We start from the raw sequence: 22,697 nt of genomic DNA on the forward strand, positions 1-22,697 counted from the left end.
AAGTGCCCATCAAGCAGTTTCGACGCCATGACGCAGGTCAAGGCCGTGTCGCAATTTGTCGCAGAACCACGGGAGAGAAGGTCGATGACGAAATATTCCGCCACCTATGCGCAGGATCGCGCCGAGATCGAGGATCTGATGGCGCGCTATCTGTTTGCCATGGATTACAACGATTTCGATACCTACGCCGAGACCTTCACCGAGGACGGCACGCTCGAATATGCACGCGGCGCGGTGACGGGGCGCGAGAACATCCGCGCTTCGGCCAAGGCATTCAAGGAAGCGGTTGGTTCGCTTTATCAGGATGTCGACGGAAATCCCGCGATCCTGCGCCACGTCCTGTGCCAGTCGGTGATCCGGGTGGAGGGCGACAAGGCCTGGCATACCGGCTTCTGGTTCGAAACCGCCAACGACGGCCCGCGCTTGCCCGGTAGCGACCGCCTTACCCCGACGCTTGGCACCTTTGGTATCTACGAGGACGAGCTGGTGCGCGTCGATGGCGAGTGGAAGTTCAAATACCGCAACATCAAGAACGAGTTTCTCGCCGGACGCGATTCGGGGAAGGTAAACCCGGTGCTGGCAATGGATGCGCACTCGTAAGCGGTGAGACACGCTGCATTAAGGCAGGCCGGGCAAAGGCGTGAGGCATGATCCGCATCGTTCCTGTCCTCGCCCTGCTTGCTGCTTCAGCATCGCTGCATGCTCAGCAGGCCGCTCCGCTCAGTCTTGAACATCGGATGGCCCTGCGTTGCTCGGCTGCCTTCGCGCTGGTCGCCCACGGGCAGGAGACGGGCGCTGCCGCAGCGCTCGCCTATCCGCCGCTTGGCGGCGAGGCGCGCGAATACTTCGTGCGCGCCGCCGCCAGGGTTATGGACGAGGCCGGGCTCGATGAAGAAGGCATCCGCGCGGCCCTGGCCGCCGAAGCGCGTGATCTCGTCGATCATGATAGCATCGAACCGATCATGCAGGTCTGCCTGCCGCAACTCGGCGAGCCGGACAGCGCAGGCCACCGCTGAATTATCCGCACTTGCAGCGCGGGTATGCTGGACCCAAATGCGCGGCTCGGGCATTGAGATCTATTACCATGTGGCACCTCTTTCATTTCCCGCTCTGTCCCTTCAGCCGCAAGGTGCGCCTGGCGCTGAGCGAGAAGGGCGTCGCCTACGAGCTGAAGCGCGAAAATCCGTGGGATGCGAGTGACAACTTCTACACGCTCAACCCCGCCGGGCGCACCCCGGTGCTGCACGATTCCGAGCGCAACCGCACGCTGGTCGATAGCCAGGCGATCTGCGAATATCTTGAAGAGACGGTCGACAAGACCCCGCTGATCCTTGGCTCTGCTCTGGCGCGGGCGGAAATCCGGCGGCTGGTGGCGCTGTTCGACGAGAGCTTCTTTTATGACGTCACCGGCCCGCTGATGCACGAGAAGATGAAGAAGCGGATCGTGCTGCGCGCGGCGCCCGATAGCGGCGTACTGCGCTCGGCGATGCGGCTTGCGCACGAGCATCTCGATTATATCGACTGGCTGATCGACAACCACCGCTGGCTGGCGGGCGCGCAGATGAGCTTGGCCGATTTCGCCGCTGCCGCGCAGATTTCGGTGGCCGATTACCTCGGCGGGATCGACTGGACCGGGCACGATACGGCGCACGGCTGGTATCGCGTGATCAAGAGCCGCCCGAGCTTCCGCAGCCTGCTCACCGACAAGATGGAGGGCATCCCGCCCGCTAGCCACTATGCGGATGTGAATGCCTAGGGCGGTTTCGAATGGCATTATGGTCTTGGCGGCAAGAACGTTAGCCTTATGCCTTGTGCTCGCCGGATGTGCTCAGACATCCGCTGATGTCCTCGATAGCCGGGACGATCTTCATTGTGCATTGGCTGCTCACACGCTTGAGATGAATACGGATGGAATTTCCACCAAGCCTCAGCGTCAGGCCCTCTATGTCTTACGCTCGTGGTACTATTCAAAGCTCCCGGAAGAACGGTTGAACGAGAGCGCAGCAGTGATCGAAGCGATGAAGGCCGATCCAGAGGGTTTGCTGAATCTGGTGGAAGAATGTGTTGACCGAGCGGCGCTTGATAAAGACTGGGAGGGCTATTCCCGGTGGCTGGTCCAAACGGAGGACTAGGCACGGTGAAGCTGGTGCCGAACTTGCGGCCCCGCCACCAGCCTCCCATATCGCGACAGAAGGAGGCCTGACCCATGCCCGATAAGCTCAATCTCACCGAAGCCGAATGGCGCGAGCGTCTGTCGCCCGAGCAGTATCACGTGCTGCGCGAAGGCGGCACCGAGCGGGCATTCACCGGGCAATACGAGAAGAACAAGATGGCGGGCGAATATGTCTGCGCCGCATGCGGCCTGCCGCTGTTCGAGAGCGACGACAAGTATGACAGCGGCTCGGGCTGGCCCAGCTTCACCGCGCCCGCCAGCGCCGATGCGGTGGAAGAACACCGCGATATGTCGCACGGCATGGTCCGCACCGAGGTGACCTGTGCGCGCTGCTCCGGCCATCTCGGCCATGTCTTTCCCGACGGGCCCGGCCCCGATGGTCTGCGCTATTGCATCAATTCCGCCTCGCTTGACTTCAATCCCGAGGAAAACTGAACGCTGGCGGCAGCTTGGCCGTTCACCCTGCATTAGCTTTGCCCTATGCATGGTGAACAAGTGACGCAGGATAGAACGGCAGATGGCCAGCGGGCGGGGTTCACGCTCCAGGAAAGTGAGTAAGCGCGGCGGTGCAAAGCAGTCCGGTGCCTTTTGGCGCTGGACCAAGCGGCTGCTCGTGGTCGGATTTGTCGCGGCCGCGCTCGGAGCCGTGGCGCTGTTCACGGCGGTCTATTTCGCGGCGCAGGAAATGCCCGGTTTCGACCAGCTCAAATCGAGCCAGAACGGCCAGACTATCGTCGTGCGTGCGCGCGACGGGACTGAGATCGTCGAACTTGGCCCGTCCTACGGTGAGTGGCTCGATGCAGACGAAATCCCGGAGGTGATGAAGCACGCGATGGTGTCGGTGGAAGACCACCGGTTCTATTCGCACCTCGGGATCGACCCGATGGGGCTCGCGCGCGCGATCTATAACGCGGTGCAGCAGGATCGGGGGGTCTCCGCCACCTCGACCATCACCCAGCAGCTGGCACGCAACGTGTTCCTCAATTCCAACCGCACGCTCGACCGCAAGGCGCGCGAGGCGGTGTTGGCGCTCGCGCTCGAATGGAATTTCTCCAAGGAGCAGATCCTCGAGCTGTACCTCAACAAGGTCTATTTCGGTGGCGGCGCCTATGGGATCGACAGCGCCAGCCGTAAGTTCTTCAGTCACTCGGCGCGCGAGCTGAACCTCGAAGAGGCTGCGATCATCGCCGGGCTGGTCAAGGCGCCCAGCCGCTATTCTCCCACCGCCGATGCGCAGGCCGCAGTCGATCGCGCACGCGTGGTGATCGGGCAGATGGTGGCCTATGGCGATCTCGATCCGGCCCGTGTGCCCGAGTTTGATACCTCTATCGTTCATGTGCGCGAAGAGGCGGGGCAGAACTCGATCCGCTATTTCACCGACTGGGCATTGCCACAGCTCGACCTGCTGCTGCCGAACGGGTCGAACGAGCCGATCGACGTCTGGACCACGATCGACGTTGGCATGCAGCAGGCCGCCACGGCTGCCGTTAAGTCCAACGCGCCCGATGGTGCGCAAGGCGCGCTCGTCAGCCTTGATCGTGACGGGGCGATTCTCGCGATGGTCGGCGGCACCGACTACGTGACCAGCAACTACAACCGCGCCACCGAAGCGCTGCGCCAGCCCGGCTCGGCCTGGAAGCTGTTCGTCTATCTCACCGCGCTGGAAGGCGGCTATCGCCCCGATGACACTGTTCACGACCAGCCGGTCACCATCGATGGGTGGAGCCCGCGCAACTCGGGCGGCACCTATGCCGGATCCATCGATGTGCGCAGCGCTTTCGCCTATTCGAAGAATACGGTCGCGGCCTCACTTGGCTACGAATTCGGTTTTTCGAACGTTGCCTCGATGGCGCGCCGGTTCGGCATCACCACGCCCATCTCCACCCTTCCGGCCATGGTGTTGGGCGCCAGTGAAGTGCGCGTGATCGACCTCACGCGCGCCTTTGCCTCGGTCGCGGCCAAGGGGCAGTCGATCGAGCCCTACGGCATTATCCGCGTTACCGGGGCCGATGGTCGCGAATTGTATCGTCACGATGAGCCGCGCAGATACCAGCTCGTCCCCGACTATGTCGCTGCCGGGATCACCGACCTGTTGCAGACGGCGGTCGCCACCGGCACGGGCCGTGCGGCGCAGATTGGCCGACCGGTGGCAGGCAAGACCGGCACCACGTCGAGCAACAAGGATGGTTGGTTCATCGGCTTTTCCTCAGGGATCACCACCGGCGTATGGATGGGCCGCGACGATGCCAAGCGGGTGCCGGGCCTCTCAGGAGGGCGTGCGCCTGCCTCTGCCTTTGCCGCCTATATGCGCTATGCAGTGAAAGATCGCCCGGTCGAGCAGTTCGACACCGACCTGCAACTGCCTGAATGGCAGCTCGAGCCCGACGATGAATATTACTACGGCGAGGATGCCGATTACTATTATTATATCGACGAGAACGGAAATCTGGTCGAGCCGGACCGCCCCGGGGGCCGTCAGCAGGTCCCGTCGTACGACGAGCTTGACCCCGCCGGAATGGACCGTGACCCGCCACCTGCCGCCAACGACAGCTTCCTCGATCGCGCGATCAACGGCCTGGGCCCCGATCGTGACCGGCCTGAAGCGCCTGATCAGCCAGCGGCGCCCGCGTCGCCGCCTGCGGACCGGCGCTACCAGCAACCGGTCAACTGAACATCGGGCATGAAAAAGCCCCGCCCGGCACAGGCCGGGCGGGGCTTTCTCTTGTGCGTTGCTTCTTTTGCTGCGGACCTATTCGTCGAGCAGCCGCACGGCGACCGACTGCGGCTGGCCACCACGCGCCTGTGCCCGCAGCAGGACCGCGTTGCGACCGCTGTCGCGTGCTTCTTCGAGGATGGCTTCGAGGTCCGCCACCTGGGCGACCGGGGTGCCGTTGGCCGAGAGGATGATGACCCCGCGCGACAGGCCCTTGCGCGCCGCGTCCGAATTGGGCGCGACAACCGTGATGGCAAGGCCCGTGGTATCGTTTGGAACGCCAAGCTGCCGCGCGATTGTCGGGGTGACGGGCACCGCCTGGATCCCGAGCAGCTCGGCCAGCGGCCCGCCGCCCTGGTTGGGCGCCATGGGCGAGGCGCCCTCGTCGTCGTTGCCGCTGAACATCTGCTGCTGGCGCAGTTCCTCCTCGCTCGGTCGGCGGCCGATGGTGGCGCGCACCGTCTGCTCGCGACCATCGCGCAGAATACGGATTGGCACGGTTGTGCCCGGTGCGAGGTTGGCCACGATGTAGGATAGCGAGTTATCGCGGGTGACATCCTCGCCATTGACCTTGAGCACCACGTCGCCAGCCTTGAGGCCCGCCGCTTCCGCCGGCTCGCCGGGGCTGACCATCTGGATGAACTCGCCACGATTGCGTTCGATGCCGAGCGCTTCGGCCATATCGTCGTCAACCGGTTGGATACGCACGCCGAGATAGCCGCGCAGGATTTCCTCGCCGTCGATCAGCCTTTCCACGATCGGCTGCGCGATATCGGCAGGAATGGCAAAGCCGATGCCTACGCTGCCGCCGGTGGGCGAATAGATGGCATTGTTAATGCCGATCACGTTGCCCTGCATGTCGAACAGCGGGCCGCCAGAGTTGCCGCGATTGATGGCGGCGTCGGTCTGGATGTAGCGATCATAGGCGCCGCTGCCGGTGTTGCGCAGCACCGAGGACACGATCCCGCTGGTCACCGTGCCGCCGAGGCCGAACGGGTTGCCGATCGCGATCACCCAATCGCCCACACGCGCCTCGGTCGAACCGCCGAAGTGCACAAAGGGGAAGGCTTCCGAACGCTGGATCTTGAGCACGGCCAGGTCGCTCTGCGGGTCGGTGCCGACCAGTTCGGCCGGATACTCGGTGCCGTCGGCCAGCGTGACGGTCACTTCCTCAAGCTGGGCGCGGTTATCGGGGGGGCTGACCACGTGATTGTTGGTCACCACATAACCATCGGCCGAAACGATAAAGCCCGAGCCGAGCGACTGGGCCTCCCGCGTCGTCGGGCCGCGTCCGCCGCGATTGCCGAACAGGTCGGCAAAGGGCGTACCCGCAAAGGGGTTTTGGTTTTCGACAGTGATTCGCTGGCGGGTCGAGATATTCACGACCGCGGGCTGAAGCGCGGCGGTGAGGTCGGCAAAGCTCGACGGGGCACCGGCGCGCGGAACCACGTTCTCCATCTGCACACGGTCGTTCTGGGCGACCTGGGCCCCGGCTGGCTGGCCGGTAACGAGCGATACGACCGCGCCGCTGGTCAGCAGGGCGGCGGTAATGCCATAGGAATAGCGCACGGGCTTCACGTCCTTATGTTCCTCTCTAACTGCAACATGCAGGAGCTGTGTCCTGCCGGTAGATTGGGTTTGTCCCGGCCCTTTTCCAGCGCATGGCGGCTGAATGCGGCTTTAACGACAAATGTAGTCGATAGCATCGTCACCCTGCCGCCTGGCTGGGTCAACGGCCGCGGAACTGGCGCAGGTATTCGTTATTGCCGTCCATGATGATCGAGCTTTCGCCATTGCCGGTCTCGAAAGTCCGGCGATAGGACTGCATCGCGCGCCAGAAATCGTAGAACTCGGGATCCTTGTTGAAGGCGTCGGAATAGATCTTGGCGGCTTCGGCCTCGGCCTCGGCGCGGATGATCTGCGCGTCGCGGCGGCCACCGGCGCGAATCGTTTCCGCCTCTTCCTGACGGTCGGACTGCATCCGGGTGAAAGCGGCCTGCAGCGGCGTGCCCTGCGGCAGGTCGGCACGCTTGATGCGCACGTCGAGAATCTGCGCGCCATAGCGCCGCGCCTGGGCATCGAGCACTTCGCGGATACGGGTCATGGCATTGCCGCGCTCGGCAGTGAGCAGGCTGGCGAAGGTCCGGCGTCCCAGCTCCTGCCGCAGCACCGATATCAGGATCGGCGAAAGCTGGTTGCGCAGGTTTTCCTCGGTCCCCGCGCTTTGCACCATCAGCACGGGGTCGATGATGCGGAAGCGGGCATAGGCATCGACCTCGAGCCGTTGCTGATCTTGCGAGAGCACGGTTTCGCGCTCCATATCGAGATCGAGCACGCGGCGGTCGACCATCTGCACCCGTTCGATGATCGGAATGCGCGGAACGATACCGGCCCCGGTCTTGCCATAGGGCTGGTTCGGATTGAACGCGTTGATCTTGCGCACCGGCTCACCGGTGCGAATCACCACGGCCTGCTCGGTTTCGGGCACAATCACCAACGAGCTGCCAACGACAACGAGCACTGCGATCAGCGCTACGATGGCGATCTTATACTTTTGCCAGATCGCTTCCATCTTACTGACCCTCCTGCTGCGATTGCGAGGGTGTGATTGTCACGTTGTTGCCCTGCGCCTCCTGCGAACGGCGGCGCACTTCGGGCAGCGGCAGGTAGGGCGTCACGCCTGCGCCATCCTCGATGATGGTCTTGTCGGTTTCAGCCAGCACGCTTTCCATGGTCTCGTAATAGAGGCGCTGGCGGGTCACCTGCGGGGCGAGGCGATACTGCGCGTAGATCTCGTTGAACTCGGCCGCGCCGCCCTGCGCCTGCGCGAGCAGCTGCTGCTCGTAGCGGCGCGCTTCGTTGAGATTACGCTCGGCGTCCTGCCTTGCGGCGAGCACGTCGTTAAAGGCCTCGATCACCTGTTGCGGAGCCTCGGTCTTGTCGATTTCGATGCCCTGGATGGCGACGCCCGCGCCATAGCCATCGAGTATCGTCTGCATGCGGGTGCGCACGCGGAATTCCACCTGCTCGCGGCCCGAGCCCGACAGCACCGTGTCGAGATCGGTTTCGGCCACCGATGCGCGCATCGCGGCTTCGGCCACTTCGCGCACAGTTTCGGCCGGCTCGGCGAGCTGGAACTTGAACTGGGACAGATCCTTGATGTTCCAGCGGATGATATAGGACAGATCGACCAGGTTCTGATCGCCGGTGAGGATCAGGTTTTCATCGCCGCCGCCGATTGTTTCGAGGCGGATCTGGCTGACGTTCTCGACCTCGACCATCTGGATCGGCCAGGGCCAGGACCAGTTGGTGCCGGGCTGCATGGGGCCGGCATACTGGCCGCCGAACCATGTCTTGATGCCCGCCTCGCGCGGCTGCACGAAGTGGACCGAGGTGGTCCCTATCCACACCAGCGCGAGGGCGCCGATGGCGATTGGCCACCAGCTCTTGCCGCCGGGTCGTTCGGGCAGGCGGAAGTTCGGGCCGCGTGGGCCACCGCCGGTGCGGCGCGGGCCTTCGGGGCCGCGGTTCTTGAACAGGTCTTCGATGCTGGCCGAACCGCGCGAGCCATCCTTGCCGCCGGGCAGCCAGGGGTTGCGCGGGCCATCCTCGCCCGAAGGCGTGGGAGTGGGCGAGCCATCCCCTTTGCCGCCATCCCCGTTGCCGCCAGAGTTATCGCCATTGTTGCCCGAGGGCTTGCCCCAGGGGCTACCTTTGCCGGCCATTGCCAGTGCGATCCTTTCGATCATCCCGCCCAGTCGTTCCATAGCCTTACTGTATAGGGCGGCTTGTCACGAAAAACAGGGGCGAGGCACAAGTTTTCGGTGCGCGGCGCATGCCAAACCGGCTAGGGGCAGGCCCATGAGTATGGATGACACAGTTCGCGCCGCCATTCCCGCAGAGCTTTCGGGCATGGTTCGAAGCGCAAAATTCGCCGATGGAATCGCCACTATCATTGCCGATGCCTCCGGGCTGGGCCGCAGTGCCGCCGCGCAGCTCCAGAGCGAGCTGGAGCAGGCCGTAGGCGCCGTGCCCGAAGTAAGCGAGGTGCGTGTGGCCCTGATGGCCGACAAGGTCGAGCGGCGCATCATCGCGGTCGGATCGGGCAAGGGCGGGGTTGGCAAGTCGACGCTGACCACGAACCTTGCCGTTGCGCTCGCCAATGCAGGCCGCAAGGTCGGCGTGGTCGATGCCGACGTCTATGGCCCCTCGCAGCCGCTGCTGTTTGGCACGCAGAACGAGAAACACCGCGCCGAGGGCCAGACGCTGATCCCCACGGAGACCGAATTCGGCGTGAAGCTGCTCTCGATGGGCCAGCTGATCGAGCCGGGCCGGGCGATTGCCTGGCGCGGGCCGATGGTGGGCCAGGCGCTCGGCCAGCTGATCGAGGCCGACTGGGGCGATGTTGACACGCTGCTGGTCGACCTCCCGCCGGGCACCGGTGACGTACAGCTCACCATGTTGCAGAAGTTCAAGCCGGCGGGCGCGCTGATCGTTTCCACCCCGCAGGATCTGGCGCTGATCGACGCTACCCGTGCGATGGACCTGTTCCGGCAGGGCGAGGTGCCGATCATCGGGCTGGTCGAGAATATGTCGGGCTATATCTGTCCCCATTGCGGCGAGACGAGCAATCCGTTCGGTCACGGCGGCACCGAGAGTGCGGCGCAGGGTCTCGGCGTGCCGTTCCTCGGGCGCGTGCCGCTCGACATGGCGATTAGGGTGGCGAGCGACACCGGCCAGCCGCCCGCCGCGAACGACCTGCCGCAAGGCCAGCCCTTCGCCGCGATTGCCGAGCAGCTTTCCGCGTGGCTGGACCGCTCCGCCTGAGCCGGGCACAGTGGCGTGACATCGGCCTAGGAGACCGTTTGCGGTGCAGCTGACACGGCGAGGAATACTGGCAGGGGCTGCGCTCGGTGGCGGTTTGCTCGTCGCCTGGACGCTGTTGCCGCGCCAGTTCGACAGCCCCCTTTCGCCGTCGGACAACGAGGTGGCTTTCGACGCATGGGTCAAGATCGCGGCTGACGGCGTTGTTACCGTGGCTATGCCGCAGCTCGAAATGGGGCAGGGCGTTACGACGCTGCTGCCGCAGATCGTGGCGATGGAGCTGGGGGCGGACTGGCGGCAGGTGGCGGTTGAGCCCGCGCCGGTCAGCGGGGCCTACGCCAACCTGCCTCTTGCGGCGCGCTGGGCGCCCCTGTGGATGCCCATGTTGCCCGATCTGGCCAGCGAGCCCGGTGACTTCCTCGCCGAACGGTTTGCGCAAGGCAACAACTTCACCGTTACCGCGCAAGGCACAACGCTGGCTGCCTACGAGATGGCCTGCCGCGAGGCAGGCGCTTCGGCGCGCGCGATGCTGGCCATGGCCGCGGCGGAGAAGTGGGACGTCGCCTGGGAAGAATGCGAGGCGGAGGGTGGCTTTATCCGCCATGGAGAGAACGCGGCGAGTTTCGCTGAACTGGCGCTCGACGCGGCGCGGTACGAGGCCCCCGAAGTGCCTCCGTTGCGCGCGCAGCCGCCTGCCGAAACGGTGGGGCAAAGCGGCCTTGGCGACGAAGAGCGAACGGCTTTTCCCCGGCTTGACCTGCCAAGCAAGGTCGACGGCAGCCTCGTTTTCGCCGCCGACGTGCGCCTGCCCGATATGGTCTATGCCGCGATCCGTCATGCCCCGCTCGACAAGGCTACGCTAGTCGACTTCGACCCCACGTTGGCAAGCGGGCAACGCGGCCTGATCCAGCTGGTGCGCGGCAAGGACTGGCTGGCGGCGCTCGGCGAAACATGGTGGGCGGCGGAAGAGGCGCTGAAGAAAATCGCGCCGCAGTTCTCCTATGTCCGCACGGTGCGCAGCGAGACGATTGCCGATCAGCTCGATGAGGCGGTGCTGCGCGGGGATTCGGCGGTGTTCGCCAAGCGTGGCAACGGTGCGGAAGACCTGCAATCGAACGAGGCGCGGCGCTACGAGGTGGCTCCGGCGGTCCATGCCACCATCGAAACAAGCTGTGCGACCGCGCGGTTGCTCGACGGCACACTTGAGCTCTGGCTGCCGACGCAGGCGCCCGAAGCGGCCCGTTTGGCGGCGGCCCGCGCGCTCGGCATCTCCACCAGCGATGTCGTGCTCTATCCGGTGGCGGCGGGTGGCAGTTTCGATCGGCGGCTGGACGATGCCATCGCCATCGAGGTGGCGTTGCTGGCGCGCGAGGCGGGGCGTCCGGTGCAGCTGACATGGTCGCGCTGGCAGGAACACGTCGCAAGCCATCCGCGCATGCCCGCCACTGGGATTCTCGGCGCGCAGGTAACCGCCGACGGCACCATTGCGACCTTGCGCGCGCGGCTCGCCAGCCCGCCGACGATGCGCGAGTTTAGCCGCCGCCTGTTTGACAACAAGACCAGCTGGGCCGCGATTGATGAGGTTTCGGGCGAGGCCGATCCCTTCGCGGTCGAAGGTCTGGACCCGCCCTATGCGATTCCCGATTTGGCGGTCGAGCACGTGCCGGTATCGATTGCGCTGCCCACCGCCCCGATGCGCGGGCGCGCCGATGCGATCACCTGCTTCATGCGCGAAAGCTTCATCGATGAGATCGCCCACAAGTACGAGCGCGAGCCGCTATCCTACCGCATATCGATGCTAGGTCGTGACGCGCGGCTGGTGGCCTGCCTGCAGCAGGTGGCGCGCATGGCCGAGTGGGACGGCGGCGCGCCGGGCACCGGGCAGGGGCTCGCCTGCCATGTCATGCGTGACGAGGTGACAGGGCTGGGCGAAGCGTCCCCTGCCAGCGGACGGATAGCTGTGATCGCCACGGCCAGCGCCGGTGCTGGCGGGGTGCGCGTAAGCCGCCTCGCCGCCTGCGTCGACATCGGCCGCGTGGTCAACCGAGACCTGGCCTTGCAGCAGATCGAGGGCGGGTTGATCTTCGGCCTCAGCCTCGCGCTCGGCTCGGCCACGGAATATGCCGATGGCCTGCCCACCCACGGGCGCTTGGCCGCGCTCGGCCTGCCGACGCTGGCCGATTGCCCCGAGATCGCGGTCGAGTTCGTCAGCAGCGACCTGCCGCCCTTCGATCCGGGCGAAATCGGGGTCGCGGCCGTGGCCCCTGCCGTTGCCAACGCCTTTTTTGCCGCGACCGGGCTGCGTTTGCGCAGACTTCCGCTTATATCCGCGCTCGCATGACCTGGACACCGCAGAACCTTCCCGCCGATCATCCCCCCGTTACCAGCGGCAAGGTGGGGGTTCTGGTGGTCAACCTCGGCACACCCGAAGCGCCCGACGCGCCTTCGGTAAAGCGCTATCTGGCCGAGTTCCTGTCCGACAGCCGGGTGATCGAGATCCCTGCGCTGGTATGGCAGCCGATCCTGCGCGGAATCATCCTCAACACGCGCCCGAAGAAAAGCGCCCATGCCTACAGCCAGGTCTGGACCGACGAAGGCTCGCCGCTCGCCGCGATCACCGCGCAGCAGGCGCGCGGGCTTCAGCAGCGGCTGGGAGAGGGCGTGATGGTCGATTGGGCGATGCGCTACGGCGCGCCGTCGATTCCCGACCAGCTTGAAAAGCTGATGCAGGCCGGATGCGAGCGTATTCTGCTGGCGCCGCTCTATCCGCAGTATTGCGCCGCAACCACCGCAACGGTTGTGGACAAGGCTGGGGACTGGCTGCGGGAAAAGCGTTGGCAACCCTCATTGCGTACGCTGCCGCCCTACCACGACGACCCGACCTATATCGCCGCCTTGGCGCAAGATCTGGGCGCGCAGCTCGATGCGCTAGCCTTCCAGCCCGAAGTGTTGCTGCTGAGCTTCCACGGCATGCCTGCGCGCACGCTGGAACTGGGCGATCCCTATCACTGCCACTGCATGAAGACCGCGCGCCTGCTCGAGGCGAAGCTGGCGCGGCCCTCGCTGCGCATGGTCACGACCTTCCAGAGCCGCTTCGGCCGAGCCAAGTGGCTCGAACCGGCGACCGACACTGTTCTCGAAGACGAGGCGAAGAAGGGCACCAAGCGCCTCGCCATCGCCGCGCCGGGGTTTTCGGCCGATTGCCTCGAAACGCTGGAAGAACTGGCGATCCGCGGGCGCGAGCAATTCACCGAGGCGGGCGGCGAACAGTTTGCCGCGCTCAGTTGCCTCAACGCGGGCGAGGCGGGCATGGCCATGCTTGAAGCGCTGATGCGCCGCGAACTGGCGGGATGGCTCTGAGCCGGTCTGGGCCGCCTTCGTGAACGAGTATGCCCTGCTGTTCCTGGTGGTGTTCGCCGTCAATCTGCTGCCAGCGTTCGGGCCGCCGACCTGGTCGGTGATCCTGCTGTTCGGGCTGCGCTCGCAATTGCCGCTGCCGGCCTTGGTGCTCACCGCCGCGCTTGCATCATCGAGCGGGCGATATGTGCTGGCGCACCTGTTTCGCCTGTTCGCCTCGCGCCTGTCGGAGAAAACGAAGGCCAACCTCGCGGCCGCCCGCGCTGCCTTTGAGGGCAAGCGCCACAGCGGCCTGTTGGCACTGGTGTTCTTCGCGGTGTCGCCGCTGCCCTCGGCGCAGATGTTCGGCGCGATTGGGCTCGCCGGTGTGCGGATCGCTCCGTTCGTGGGGGCGTTTTTCCTTGGGCGGCTGGTGTCCTACAGCTTCTATGCCGGATCGGCGCAACTGGTGGCCGAGCATACCAGCTTCGGCGAGACCTTTCAGGAAACGCTCACCAGTCCGCTGTCGATTGCGGTTCAGCTAGTGCTGCTGGCGGGGCTGGTGGCGATGACGAAGATCGACTGGGCGCGCTGGCTCGGCAAGCCGGACGAGAAGCCGCCGGAGCAACCGCGCGACTAGAAGTCTATCGCGATGCCGTCTTTCACCCAGTCGCCATAGCGGGTCGGGCTCAGCTCTTCCTTGTCGGCGCTCTTCTGCGGCGCGGGCAGCGGATCGTTGGTCCAGTGCGCGGGCTTGGTGAAGGTGTTGGGGCGTTTGGTGGCTCGTTCCATAACGCTTGTCGATATGGCCCTACTGGCGCTGCGGCGCAAGCGCCGCTAGGGCGCGGGAATGGCGACAATTCCCGGACATGGCGCGCGCAAGGCGGCGCTGAAGATGCTCGACGCGGTGCTGCGGCGCGGCGAGACCATGGAGCAGGCGGGCGGCGCGGCCAACGGCCTCCCTGATTTCGCCGACCGCGCGCTAGCCCGCGCCATTGCGGCGGAGAGCCTGCGCTGGCTGGTCGATCTCGACGCGCTGATCGACAGCGCCACGAAGAAGCCGCTGCCCGAGGATGCCAAGGCGCGCGCGGTGTTGCGGATGATGCTGGCGCAGTGGCTGCGGCTCGACACTCCGCCGCATGCGGTTGTGGCGACCTGCCTGCCGCTGCTCGACGGCGGACCGAAGCGGCTGGCGCACGGCGTGTTCGCCACGCTCACCCGCGGTGAGGCGGCCTTGCCGTCCGTGCCGAGTCTGCCCGCTGCTGTCGCAGCGCGCTGGGGCGAGCGGGCCGAGGCTATTGCCGCCGGACTCGCCGTCCCGCCTCCGCTCGACCTGACTCTGCGTGCCGACGACGCGGGTGAGGGGCTGGACGGCGAAAGCCTCGCGCCGCGGCATATGCGGTTGCCGCGCGGCACCTCGGTCGAACAGCTACCCGGCTTTGCCGAAGGCGCATGGTGGGTGCAGGATTTTGCGGCTTCGCTCCCCGCGCGTCTGCTCGCCAAGGGCGAGGGCCGCCGCGTGCTCGACCTCTGCGCTGCGCCCGGTGGCAAGACGTTGCAACTGGCGAGCATGGGCTGGCGGGTCACGGCGCTCGACAATTCGTCGCGCCGGTTGGAGCGTCTGCGCCAGAACTGCGAGCGCACCGGCCTTGCCGCCGAGGTGATCGAGGCCGATGCGATGGGCTGGCACCCCGAGGCGCAATACGATGCGATCCTGCTCGACGCGCCCTGCACCGCGACCGGAACCTGCCGCCGCAACCCCGACGTGCTCCACCGCATCGGCGAACGCCAGATCGAAGCCATGGCCGACTTGCAGCGCCAGTTGCTCGACCGCGCGGGCAACTGGCTCGTGCCGAATGGGAAGCTGGTTTACGCGACCTGCTCGCTCGAACGCGCCGAGGGCGAGGACATCGCCGCCGCTTGCCAGCTTACGCCCGATCCCGTCCGCGCTGAAGAACTGCCTGTGGGGCTTGCCCCCACGCCCGAAGGCTGGGTGCGCACCGATCCGGGGATGCTGGCAGACAAGGGCGGGCTCGACGGCTTCTTCATCGCCCGCTTTACTGCCTGAGCGAGGGCGTCAGTCCTTCACGTATTTCGCAAAGCTTTTGCGCAGCTTCATCAGCTTGGGCGGGATCACCGCGAGGCAATAGGGATTGCGCTGGCCTTCGCCCTGCCAGTATTCCTGATGATAGTCCTCCGCCGGATACCAGGTGGCCGGGCCTTCTATGGTCGTCACTGCCATTGCGCCGTTCGCCGCGTTCCAGCGCCCGACCGCGGCCTCGGCCTCCACACGCTGTTCGTCGTCGAGCGGAAAGATCGCGCTGCGGTACTGCGTGCCAACATCGTTGCCCTGCCGGTTAAGCTGGGTCGGGTCATGCGTGCCCAGGAACATGTCGTAGATCTCGGCCAAGGTCACCACATCAGGGTCGAAGGTCACGCGGATGGCTTCGGCATGGCCGGTGGTCCCTGAGCAGACCTGCTTGTAGGTCGGGGCTTCTACATCCCCTCCGATATAGCCGCTCTCAACCTGGCTGACGCCGATCACATCGTTGAACACCGCCTCGGTGCACCAGAAACAGCCGCCTGCGATAATCGCCTGCATGGTCATTGTCGTAAATCTCCTTTCAATCAGACATGGGAAGCGCAGGCGCTCTTGTCATCCTCCGGCCCTGCTCTAGACTTGCCCGACCATTTCCTCGGGAGACACGACGATGCGCCCTGCTGCCCTCCTTGCCACTGCCATTGCCCTTTCCTGCGCCGCCCCCGCGCTGGCCCAGACTTCCGCCACCCCCGGCATCGAAGCCGTCCTTGCCGCTGACATTCGCGCTGATGACCGCGCCCGTGATCAGTATCGCCACCCGGCAGAGACACTCGCCTTCTTCGAGGTCGAGCCGGGTATGCGTGTGGTCGATTTCATGCCCTCGGGTGGTTGGTATTCGCGCGTGCTGATTCCCTATCTTGGTGAGGAGGGCACCTATATCGGCCTCAATCCCGATGTCGGGACCGAGGGAGGGCCTGGTTTCTTTGACAGAATGCGCGACACAGCGAATCGCTTCCCTACTCAGGCCCAGGGCTGGGTAGGCGATAGCGGGGCGAGGGTGCTCGGCGCGAATGTTGGCGATGAGGCCATCGACGCGATGGCGGGCACGGTCGACCGGGTGCTGATCTTCCGCGAGATGCATAATATCCGCCGCTTCGGCTGGTTTCACGACCTCGCGGTGGCATCCCGCACCTTGCTCAAGGACGATGGGATGCTCGGGGTGGTCCAGCACCGTGCCAGCGCCGATGCGCCGTCGAGCTACGTTCTGGGCGACAACGGCTATCAGCGCGAGGAGGACGTGATCGCGCTGTTTTCCGCCTACGGTTTCGAGCTCGTGGGCAAGAGCGAGGCCAACGCCAACCCCGCCGATCCGGCAGACTGGGAAGGCGGTGTCTGGAGCCTGCCGCCCTCATTCGGCGGCGCACCCGAAGGCAGCGAGGAGCGCGCCCGCCGCGCCGCGATCGGGGAAAGCGACCGCATGACCTTGCTCTTCCGCAAGCGTCCTTGAGGCCGTTTTCGTGGACTTCGCGCGCGAGGCCCAGTATTCGCGCCAGCCATGAGAAAGCTCACTGTCGCTGCGCTCCAGCTTGAACTCGGGCTGGCTGACGAAGCCGCCAATATCGCTGCCGTTTCGGATCTGGTCGAACAGGCCGCAGGCAAGGGCGCGCAGGTGATCCTGCCGCCCGAGCTGTTTTCCGGGGCCTACTTCTGCCGGGAGGAAAAGGACGCGTTCTTCGCGCTTGCTCGCCCCACTGCCGAGCACCCGAGCGTGGTGGCGATGCGTAAGCTTGCCAAGCAACTGGGCGTCGCCATCCCCACCAGTTTCTTCGAGCGCGACGGGCACCACTATTACAACACGCTCGCCATGATCGGCCCCGATGGCGAGATCGTGGGCACCTACCGCAAGAGCCACATTCCCGACGGGCCGGGCTATGAGGAAAAGTTCTATTTCCGCCCCGGCAACGACGGCTTCAAGGTATGGGACGTGCCCTGCACCGGCGGCACGGCGCGAATCGGGATCGGCGTGTGCTGGGACCAGTGGTATCCCGAGACCGCCCGCTGCCTGGCGCTGCTGGGGGCCGAGGCATTGTTCTATCCCACCGCAATCGGCTCCGAACCCAAGGACGCCGAGATGGACACCAGCCGCATGTGGCGCCGCGCGATGATCGGTCATGCGGTGAGCAACTGCATGCCCGTGATCGCCGCCAACCGTATCGGCCACGAAGGCTCGCAGGAAAGCGGCAATGCTTTTTACGGGCACAGCTTCATCTGCGACGAATGGGGCGACTATGTGAGCGAATTCGGCCGTGAGGAAACTGGTGTGCTGGTCGCCACGTTCGACCTGGAGCAGGGGCGCGAACACCGCGCGAGCTGGGGCTTCTTCCGCGACCGTCGCCCCGAGCTTTACGGGCGGATGGCGCAGGACATTTGAGCAGGCATCTCTATCTCGTCGCGCTTGGTTCGAACCAGCGCCACCATCGTTTCGGCGCGCCGCGGCAGGTGGTGGAGCGCGCGATTGCGCGGATCGACGACAAGATTGGCAAGGTCGTGGTTCGCTCGCGCCTGATCGAGACCGCGCCGGTCGGCCCGTCGCAGCGGCGCTATGTGAACGGGGCGCTGGTGTTGGCCTGCGCGATGAAACCGGCCAAGCTGCTGCGCAAGCTGCAAAAGATCGAGCGCAAGTTCGGCCGGGTGCGGCGCGGGCAGCGCTGGCGCGCGCGCCCGCTCGATCTCGATATCGTGCTGTGGTCAGGCGGAATTTTTGCCCGGCCCGATCTGGCAATACCGCATCCGTTGTTTCGCGAACGTGACTTCGTGCTCGGCCCGGCGGCCGAGATTGCAGGCGACTGGCGCGACCCTGTGACCGGATTGACACTCAGACAGTTGCATGGACGCTTGACCCGCCGCCGCCCGCTGCCTAGGTGACGCGCCGCAGGCCATTCGCGCCTCGCCCGGTGACGGGCCCTTAGCTCAGTCGGTAGAGCAACTGACTTTTAATCAGTAGGTCGCTGGTTCGAACCCAGCAGGGCTCACCATCTCAAAACGAAAACTTGTGGTGATCGTGTCGGTTGCACGCCATACGCGGCGCGGTGCGCCAAATTGCCATGCGGCGAGGTCAGTCGAAACTCTCAATGCTCTGAAAATTTCACATATGCGATGATTTCGTATGTTTGATGCAGGACAAGGAAGGTCGTCTGCGATGGGTGCAGTTACGCTGCCACGACCCACTGCGGAGAGATCAACCATGCTTCCCACCAGCAAGACCACTCAGGGCAAGCGCACGATTCCCGGCACGCCCGTGTTCGATGGCGAACAGGCGCGCTCGGGCTATGCGCTCAACGCCATGTGCTATGCCTTCAACAGCGCCGAAATGCGCGACGAATTCGTAAGGGATGAAGAGGGCGTGATGGAGCGCTTCAACCTTACCGAAGAACAGCGCGAGGCCGTGCGCAAGCGTGATATCCTCGCCATGCTCGAAGCTGGTGGAAACGTTTATTACCTCGCGAAGCTGGCCGGTATCCTGGGCCTTAACGTGCAGGATCTCGGCGCACTGCAGACAGGCATGGAGCTTGAGGACTTCAAGGCGGCCCTCCTCGCCCATGGGCTGACCGAAACCCGCAACTTCCTCACGGAGAAAGCAGCATGAGCAGGATCGCAGGTGGCATTTTCACCAGCCACGTCCCCGGCATTGGCGGCGCGATCGCCAAGGGCCTTCAGCAGGACCCTTACTGGAAACCCTTCTTCGACGGTTTCGATCCGGTCCACCAGTGGCTGGCCGAGGAAAAGCCCGATGTCGCGGTGGTGTTCTACAACGACCACGGGCTGAACTTCTTCCTCGACAAGATGCCGACCTTCGCCATCGGCGCGGCGGCAGAATATCGTCACGAAGACGAAGGCTGGGGCATCGCGTTCCAGCGGCCTTTCGAAGGGCATCAGGATTTGTCGTGGCACATCATCGAGCAGGTGGTGGCGAGCGAGTTCGATCCCGTGACCTGCCAGTCGATGCTGGTCGACCATGCCGTGGCCGTGCCCTTCGAGCTGTGCTGGCCGGGCAAGGAAGCCTTCCCGCTCAAGCTGATCCCGATTGCGATCAACACCGTGCAGCACCCGCTGCCGAGCCCCAGGCGTTGCTATAACCTCGGTCAGGCCGTGGGCCGCGCAATCGAAAGCTGGGAGGGCGACGAGAAGGTGGTGATCTTCGGCACGGGCGGCTTGTCGCACCAGCTCGAGGGTGGCCGCGCCGGGCATATCAACGTCGACTACGACAAGTTCTGCCTGCGCAACCTCGCACCCGATCCTGAAGCGCTGTTGCAGCACGACACGCTCGATATCGTCGAACTGGCGGGCAGCCAGGGCGTGGAGATCCTCAACTGGATCGCGGCGCGCGGGGCCATGTGCGGCTCGGTGCGCGAGCTGGCCAGCAACTATCACATTCCGATCAGCAACACGGCTGCCGCGACCGTCCTGCTGGAGAACAGCGACAAGGTTCACGCCTAACCCTCCCCCCACAAAAGGCTGAACCGCACATGGAGGCCGGACAAGACAGGGATCTTGTCCGGCCTCTCGCGTTCAAGGCCGTGCGAATTGCGGCGGTTTGATCGAAGTCAAGGCGGGCCTGGATTGTCTGCCTATTGTAACGAACGTTATTAAAAGCAAACGGCCAAGGAGAGGCGCGATGGTTCATTTCCCACAAGAAGGCTTGTATCAGGACGTTCTGCGCCTCGTGCGCATGGAAGGCGACATTGCCGATATCGAGATCGAGGGCGAAATTCCCGCCGAGATGGAAGGCGCGTTCTACCGCGTCCATCCCGATCCGCAGTTCGCGCCCAAGGCCGGCGGCGGCGACCAGTTCTTCAACGGCGATGGCATGGTGACCATGTTCCGCTTCCACGATGGCCGCGTCTCGATGAAGCAGCGCTATGCCAAGACCGATAAGTGGAAGCTCGAAAATGCGGCGGGCAAGGCGCTGTTCGGGTCTTACCGCAACCCGCGCACTGACGATCCGAGCGTAATCGGCCAGCACCGCGGCACCGCCAACACCAATGTCCTTATCCACGGCAAGGAACTGCTGGCGATGAAGGAAGACAGCCCCTGTCTGGTGATGGACAAGGCGAGCCTCGAAACCGACGGCTACACCGACTGGGATGGCCAGCTCAAGCTGCGCACCTTCGGCGCTCATCCCAAGATCGACCCGGAGACGGGCAACCTCTGCAACATCTCCTACGCGTCGCACGGCGATCTCCAGCGCGATGCGCACTATTACGAGATCGACGAGGAGGGCAACGTCGTCACCCGCGCCGAGTTCGAAGTGCCTTACTACACGATGCTGCACGACTTCGCGATTGCGGGCGACTACATCGTGATCCCCGTCTCGCCCTACAGCTCGGATCCGAGCGTGCTCGAGCAGGATCGTCCGCACTTTTACTATGACCGCTCGCTGCCGACCTGGCTCGGCGTGATGCGGCGCGACAGCGATGGCTCGGACATGCGCTGGTTCAAGCATGAGGCGGGGCTGTGCTCGTGCCACGTGATGAACGCCTTTGCCGAAGGGACCAAGGTTCACCTCGACACGCCGGCCTCGAAGATCGGCAGCCTGCCGTTCTTCCCCGACAAGGACGGCGCGCCGTTCGACCCCGAGCTGGCCATGACCGAGCTGGTGCGCATCACCGTCGATCTCGGCAGCAACGAGGATGTGGTCGAAAGCATCACGCCGCTGGGCAAGGCGCCGGGTGAATTCCCGCGCATCGATGATCGTATGGCGGGCAAGGACTACACCCATGGCTGGATGATCACCTACGATCTCGAAAAGCCCTACAACGGCCCTCCCGGACCGTTCGCCGGGGTGATCAACACGCTCACCCATTTCAACACCAAGACCGGTGAGGAAGAAAGCTGGTGGTGCGGGCCGGACGGCTCGTTGCAGGAGCCGTGCTTCGTGCCGCGCTCGGCCGATGCGCCCGAAGGCGATGGCTGGCTGGTGGCCTTGGTCGACGACCATGTCCGCAACTATTCGGACCTGTGCGTGTTCGATGCCTGCGACGTGGCCAAGGGGCCGATTGCGCGCGCCAAACTGCCGATCCGGTTGCGCCAGGGCCTGCACGGAAACTGGGCCGACGCGGGCAAGCTTGCCGCCTGATCGGGCGGACCAACGAACTCTCCCAAACTGGGGCGGCGCGCCATTGATACGCCGCCCCATTTTTGTGCGACCCAAGCTCAATTCGTCACCCCGGATCAAGTCCGGGGCGACGTTGAGGGGAGGGGCGGGACGGCGCTAAACCGCCGAACTGAACCGCCTTGCACTTTCCTGCCGATAGGGATCGAAGGCTGCGGCAATGCTGCGCGAGTACGGCAGGGCGTGGCTGCCGATCACCAGCATCGAATTCTCGATCGTGGCAAGGCCTGCTTCGAGGAACGGCTTCAGCCGGGGGTAGGCATCGTCGAGCGCCGTGCGGTCGCAGCGGGCGCGGCCATGGCACAGTAGCTCGGAGATAATCGCCCCGCGCCGCCGGTCTTCCACGCTGCGCACGATGCCGCGCTCGGCAGTCAGGTGCCCTTGCGACAGTGCCATGCGATAGCGGCCCGAGTTCTTCTCGTTCTGCACCAGCAGGCTCGGAAAGCTGCTGATGGCCGAGGCTCCCAGCCCGACCAGGATCGGCGCATTGTCCTCCGTATAGCCCTGGAAGTTGCGGTGAAGTTGCAGGCGCGTCGCCGCCTGCGCCAGCGGATCGCCCGGCAGCGCAAAGTGATCGAAGCCGACCTGCTGGTAGCCCGCCGCAATCAGCCGGTCATACCCCAGCGCAGCCATGCGGAAACGCGCTTCCTGATCGGGCAGTTTCGAGCCGTCGATGCGCTTCTGGCGCGCGATCAGGTGCGGCACGTGGGCATAGCCGAACAGCGCGATGCGATCGGCACCATGCTCGATCGCGAGGTCGAGCGAGCTAGTCAGATCGTCCTCGGTCTGACCGGGCAGGCCGTACATCAGATCCATGTTGAGCGAGGTGACACCCGCATCGCGCAGCAGCTTCACCGCCTTGTCGATCAATTCCAGCGGCTGGATGCGGCCGATGGCTTCCTGCAGGTGGTCGGAGAAGGTCTGTACGCCGAGGCTGGCATGGTGCGCGCCCACGCCGCTGAGCACCTGCGCCCAAGTGGCATCGAAGGTGCGCGGGTCGAGCTCTATCGACACCAGCGGATCGTGCAGGGGGAAGCTCAAAGTCAGCTGGTCGAACAGGCGCAAGAAGTCGACCGGAGCGAGCGCATTGGGGCTACCGCCGCCAAAGGCGATCCGGCGAATGCGCGCCGAGGCGGGCAGTTGGGCTGCGACCAGTTCGATCTCGCGGTGCAGTGCATCGAGATAGCTATCAAGCCGCGAGGCGCGGTTGGCTGCGGCAGTGTTGCAACCGCAGTACCAGCAGATCTTCTCGCAAAACGGAATGTGTACGTAGAGCGATACATCGCCGGTCGCGCCGCGCAGCGCGTCGAGATAGTCCTGCGTGCCGACCGATTCTGTGAATTCGGCAGCGGTGGGGAAGCTGGTGTAACGGGGCACCGGCGTAGCGAGCAGTTGGGGATGATAGGGCCACATGCGAAGCGTAATGCCGTCGCTGCGG

General features: G+C 64.8%; 23 protein-coding genes and 1 tRNA gene. 18 read left to right on the top strand and 6 right to left on the bottom strand.

From position 1 onward, the window contains the following. Positions 1-84: 84 nt before the first annotated feature. The 6 genes from ABDJ38_RS11020 (at position 85) to ABDJ38_RS11045 (ending at position 4,844) form a co-directional block, all read left to right on the top strand. Positions 85-600, top strand: a complete 516-nt coding sequence (locus ABDJ38_RS11020) for a nuclear transport factor 2 family protein (protein ID WP_346785145.1) — start codon at positions 85-87, stop codon at positions 598-600. A gap of 47 nt (positions 601-647) precedes the next feature. Next, positions 648-1,016, top strand: coding sequence for a hypothetical protein (locus ABDJ38_RS11025; RefSeq protein WP_346785146.1), 369 nt, complete (start codon positions 648-650; stop codon positions 1,014-1,016). 68 nt (positions 1,017-1,084) lie between these two features. Then, entirely contained in the window at positions 1,085-1,756 is a 672-nt protein-coding gene (locus tag ABDJ38_RS11030) for a glutathione S-transferase family protein (protein ID WP_346785147.1), read from the top strand. Positions 1,757-1,781: 25 nt separating this feature from the next. Then, positions 1,782-2,132 (top strand): hypothetical protein, encoded by a 351-nt coding sequence (locus ABDJ38_RS11035; RefSeq protein WP_346785148.1) that lies wholly within the window; start codon positions 1,782-1,784, stop codon positions 2,130-2,132. A gap of 74 nt (positions 2,133-2,206) precedes the next feature. Next, positions 2,207-2,608, top strand: coding sequence for a peptide-methionine (R)-S-oxide reductase MsrB (msrB, locus tag ABDJ38_RS11040; RefSeq protein ID WP_346785149.1), 402 nt, complete (start codon positions 2,207-2,209; stop codon positions 2,606-2,608). Between the two features lie 82 nt (positions 2,609-2,690). After that, the gene (locus ABDJ38_RS11045) at positions 2,691-4,844 is read left to right on the top strand and encodes a transglycosylase domain-containing protein (protein ID WP_429771108.1); all 2,154 of its coding nucleotides are present in this window, start codon (positions 2,691-2,693) and stop codon (positions 4,842-4,844) included. A gap of 78 nt (positions 4,845-4,922) precedes the next feature. Here ABDJ38_RS11045 and ABDJ38_RS11050 read toward each other — a convergent pair whose 3' ends face one another. The 3 genes from ABDJ38_RS11050 to hflK all read right to left on the bottom strand — a co-directional run bounded on the left by ABDJ38_RS11050 (position 4,923) and on the right by hflK (position 8,635). After that, positions 4,923-6,464, bottom strand: coding sequence for a Do family serine endopeptidase (locus ABDJ38_RS11050; protein WP_429771109.1), 1,542 nt, complete (start codon positions 6,462-6,464; stop codon positions 4,923-4,925). A gap of 151 nt (positions 6,465-6,615) precedes the next feature. Next, entirely contained in the window at positions 6,616-7,458 is an 843-nt protein-coding gene (gene hflC, locus ABDJ38_RS11055) for a protease modulator HflC (protein ID WP_346785151.1), read from the bottom strand. A gap of 1 nt (position 7,459) precedes the next feature. Beyond that, positions 7,460-8,635 carry a protease modulator HflK gene (gene hflK / locus ABDJ38_RS11060; RefSeq protein WP_346785152.1) on the bottom strand — a complete coding sequence of 392 codons (1,176 nt, stop codon included), beginning with the start codon at positions 8,633-8,635 and terminating at the stop codon, positions 7,460-7,462. 112 nt (positions 8,636-8,747) lie between these two features. Between hflK and ABDJ38_RS11065 the strand changes: the two genes are divergently transcribed. From ABDJ38_RS11065 to ABDJ38_RS11080, 4 genes are read left to right on the top strand one after another with little or no spacing between them, the layout of a single operon-like run. Continuing rightward, positions 8,748-9,713: an Mrp/NBP35 family ATP-binding protein gene (locus tag ABDJ38_RS11065; RefSeq protein ID WP_346785153.1), complete on the top strand. Its 966-nt coding sequence runs from the start codon at positions 8,748-8,750 to the stop codon at positions 9,711-9,713. Positions 9,714-9,756: 43 nt separating this feature from the next. Beyond that, complete coding sequence (locus ABDJ38_RS11070) at positions 9,757-12,051, top strand: molybdopterin cofactor-binding domain-containing protein (protein WP_346785154.1); 2,295 nt, start codon at positions 9,757-9,759, stop codon at positions 12,049-12,051. Then, positions 12,048-13,070: a ferrochelatase gene (hemH, locus tag ABDJ38_RS11075; protein WP_346785155.1), complete on the top strand. Its 1,023-nt coding sequence runs from the start codon at positions 12,048-12,050 to the stop codon at positions 13,068-13,070. Before ABDJ38_RS11070 ends, hemH begins: the two co-directional genes overlap by 4 nt. Before the next feature lie 19 nt (positions 13,071-13,089). Next, entirely contained in the window at positions 13,090-13,686 is a 597-nt protein-coding gene (locus ABDJ38_RS11080) for a hypothetical protein (protein ID WP_346785156.1), read from the top strand. Here ABDJ38_RS11080 and ABDJ38_RS11085 read toward each other — a convergent pair. Beyond that, positions 13,683-13,838 (bottom strand): DUF1674 domain-containing protein, encoded by a 156-nt coding sequence (locus ABDJ38_RS11085; RefSeq protein WP_346785157.1) that lies wholly within the window; start codon positions 13,836-13,838, stop codon positions 13,683-13,685. The two genes, ABDJ38_RS11080 and ABDJ38_RS11085, sit on opposite strands and share 4 nt — an antisense overlap. A gap of 58 nt (positions 13,839-13,896) precedes the next feature. Between ABDJ38_RS11085 and ABDJ38_RS11090 the strand changes: the two genes are divergently transcribed. Continuing rightward, a complete protein-coding gene (locus ABDJ38_RS11090; RefSeq protein WP_346785158.1) occupies positions 13,897-15,114 on the top strand; it encodes an RsmB/NOP family class I SAM-dependent RNA methyltransferase in 1,218 nt (405 codons plus the stop codon). A 9-nt stretch (positions 15,115-15,123) separates the two neighbouring features. On the opposite strand, the gene msrA is transcribed toward ABDJ38_RS11090, so the two are convergent. After that, a complete protein-coding gene (gene msrA / locus ABDJ38_RS11095) occupies positions 15,124-15,654 on the bottom strand; it encodes a peptide-methionine (S)-S-oxide reductase MsrA (protein ID WP_346785159.1) in 531 nt (176 codons plus the stop codon). Positions 15,655-15,757: 103 nt separating this feature from the next. Here msrA and ABDJ38_RS11100 point away from each other — a divergent pair, with 103 nt between their 5' ends. The 7 genes from ABDJ38_RS11100 (at position 15,758) to ABDJ38_RS11130 (ending at position 21,223) form a co-directional block, all read left to right on the top strand. Beyond that, on the top strand, positions 15,758-16,594 hold the full coding sequence (locus tag ABDJ38_RS11100; RefSeq protein ID WP_346785160.1) for a class I SAM-dependent methyltransferase: 837 nt from the start codon (positions 15,758-15,760) through the stop codon (positions 16,592-16,594). Between the two features lie 48 nt (positions 16,595-16,642). Continuing rightward, positions 16,643-17,518 (top strand): N-carbamoylputrescine amidase, encoded by an 876-nt coding sequence (gene aguB / locus ABDJ38_RS11105; protein ID WP_346785161.1) that lies wholly within the window; start codon positions 16,643-16,645, stop codon positions 17,516-17,518. Then, complete coding sequence (gene folK, locus ABDJ38_RS11110) at positions 17,515-18,012, top strand: 2-amino-4-hydroxy-6-hydroxymethyldihydropteridine diphosphokinase (RefSeq protein ID WP_346785162.1); 498 nt, start codon at positions 17,515-17,517, stop codon at positions 18,010-18,012. Before aguB ends, folK begins: the two co-directional genes overlap by 4 nt. A gap of 34 nt (positions 18,013-18,046) precedes the next feature. Next, positions 18,047-18,122 (top strand) — tRNA-Lys (locus ABDJ38_RS11115). A 209-nt stretch (positions 18,123-18,331) separates the two neighbouring features. Continuing rightward, entirely contained in the window at positions 18,332-18,733 is a 402-nt protein-coding gene (locus tag ABDJ38_RS11120) for a protocatechuate 4,5-dioxygenase subunit alpha (RefSeq protein ID WP_346785163.1), read from the top strand. Then, positions 18,730-19,584, top strand: coding sequence for a class III extradiol dioxygenase family protein (locus ABDJ38_RS11125; RefSeq protein ID WP_346785164.1), 855 nt, complete (start codon positions 18,730-18,732; stop codon positions 19,582-19,584). Before ABDJ38_RS11120 ends, ABDJ38_RS11125 begins: the two co-directional genes overlap by 4 nt. Before the next feature lie 178 nt (positions 19,585-19,762). Continuing rightward, positions 19,763-21,223 (top strand): lignostilbene-alpha,beta-dioxygenase, encoded by a 1,461-nt coding sequence (locus tag ABDJ38_RS11130; RefSeq protein WP_346785165.1) that lies wholly within the window; start codon positions 19,763-19,765, stop codon positions 21,221-21,223. 135 nt (positions 21,224-21,358) lie between these two features. On the opposite strand, the gene hemN is transcribed toward ABDJ38_RS11130, so the two are convergent. Then, entirely contained in the window at positions 21,359-22,672 is a 1,314-nt protein-coding gene (gene hemN, locus ABDJ38_RS11135) for an oxygen-independent coproporphyrinogen III oxidase (protein WP_346785331.1), read from the bottom strand. Positions 22,673-22,697: the final 25 nt, after the last annotated feature.

The organism is Aurantiacibacter flavus (assembly GCF_039710615.1).
GTDB lineage: Bacteria > Pseudomonadota > Alphaproteobacteria > Sphingomonadales > Sphingomonadaceae > Alteraurantiacibacter > Alteraurantiacibacter flavus.

Bases quoted from the DNA above. Each gene is read 5' to 3' on its own strand.
- ABDJ38_RS11090 (WP_346785158.1), top strand. From the start codon at position 13,897: ATGGCGACAATTCCCGGACATGGCGCGCGCAAGGCGGCGCTGAAGATG.
- aguB (WP_346785161.1), top strand. From the start codon at position 16,643: ATGAGAAAGCTCACTGTCGCTGCGCTCCAGCTTGAACTCGGGCTGGCT.
- ABDJ38_RS11025 (WP_346785146.1), top strand. From the start codon at position 648: ATGATCCGCATCGTTCCTGTCCTCGCCCTGCTTGCTGCTTCAGCATCG.
- ABDJ38_RS11125 (WP_346785164.1), top strand. From the start codon at position 18,730: ATGAGCAGGATCGCAGGTGGCATTTTCACCAGCCACGTCCCCGGCATT.
- hemN (WP_346785331.1), bottom strand. From the start codon at position 22,672: ATGTGGCCCTATCATCCCCAACTGCTCGCTACGCCGGTGCCCCGTTAC.
- ABDJ38_RS11100 (WP_346785160.1), top strand. From the start codon at position 15,758: ATGCGCCCTGCTGCCCTCCTTGCCACTGCCATTGCCCTTTCCTGCGCC.
- msrB (WP_346785149.1), top strand. From the start codon at position 2,207: ATGCCCGATAAGCTCAATCTCACCGAAGCCGAATGGCGCGAGCGTCTG.
- hflC (WP_346785151.1), bottom strand. From the start codon at position 7,458: ATGGAAGCGATCTGGCAAAAGTATAAGATCGCCATCGTAGCGCTGATC.
- ABDJ38_RS11030 (WP_346785147.1), top strand. From the start codon at position 1,085: ATGTGGCACCTCTTTCATTTCCCGCTCTGTCCCTTCAGCCGCAAGGTG.
- hflK (WP_346785152.1), bottom strand. From the start codon at position 8,635: ATGATCGAAAGGATCGCACTGGCAATGGCCGGCAAAGGTAGCCCCTGG.
- ABDJ38_RS11130 (WP_346785165.1), top strand. From the start codon at position 19,763: ATGGTTCATTTCCCACAAGAAGGCTTGTATCAGGACGTTCTGCGCCTC.
- ABDJ38_RS11120 (WP_346785163.1), top strand. From the start codon at position 18,332: ATGCTTCCCACCAGCAAGACCACTCAGGGCAAGCGCACGATTCCCGGC.
- ABDJ38_RS11065 (WP_346785153.1), top strand. From the start codon at position 8,748: ATGAGTATGGATGACACAGTTCGCGCCGCCATTCCCGCAGAGCTTTCG.
- ABDJ38_RS11085 (WP_346785157.1), bottom strand. From the start codon at position 13,838: ATGGAACGAGCCACCAAACGCCCCAACACCTTCACCAAGCCCGCGCAC.
- ABDJ38_RS11045 (WP_429771108.1), top strand. From the start codon at position 2,691: ATGGCCAGCGGGCGGGGTTCACGCTCCAGGAAAGTGAGTAAGCGCGGC.
- hemH (WP_346785155.1), top strand. From the start codon at position 12,048: ATGACCTGGACACCGCAGAACCTTCCCGCCGATCATCCCCCCGTTACC.
- ABDJ38_RS11020 (WP_346785145.1), top strand. From the start codon at position 85: ATGACGAAATATTCCGCCACCTATGCGCAGGATCGCGCCGAGATCGAG.
- msrA (WP_346785159.1), bottom strand. From the start codon at position 15,654: ATGACCATGCAGGCGATTATCGCAGGCGGCTGTTTCTGGTGCACCGAG.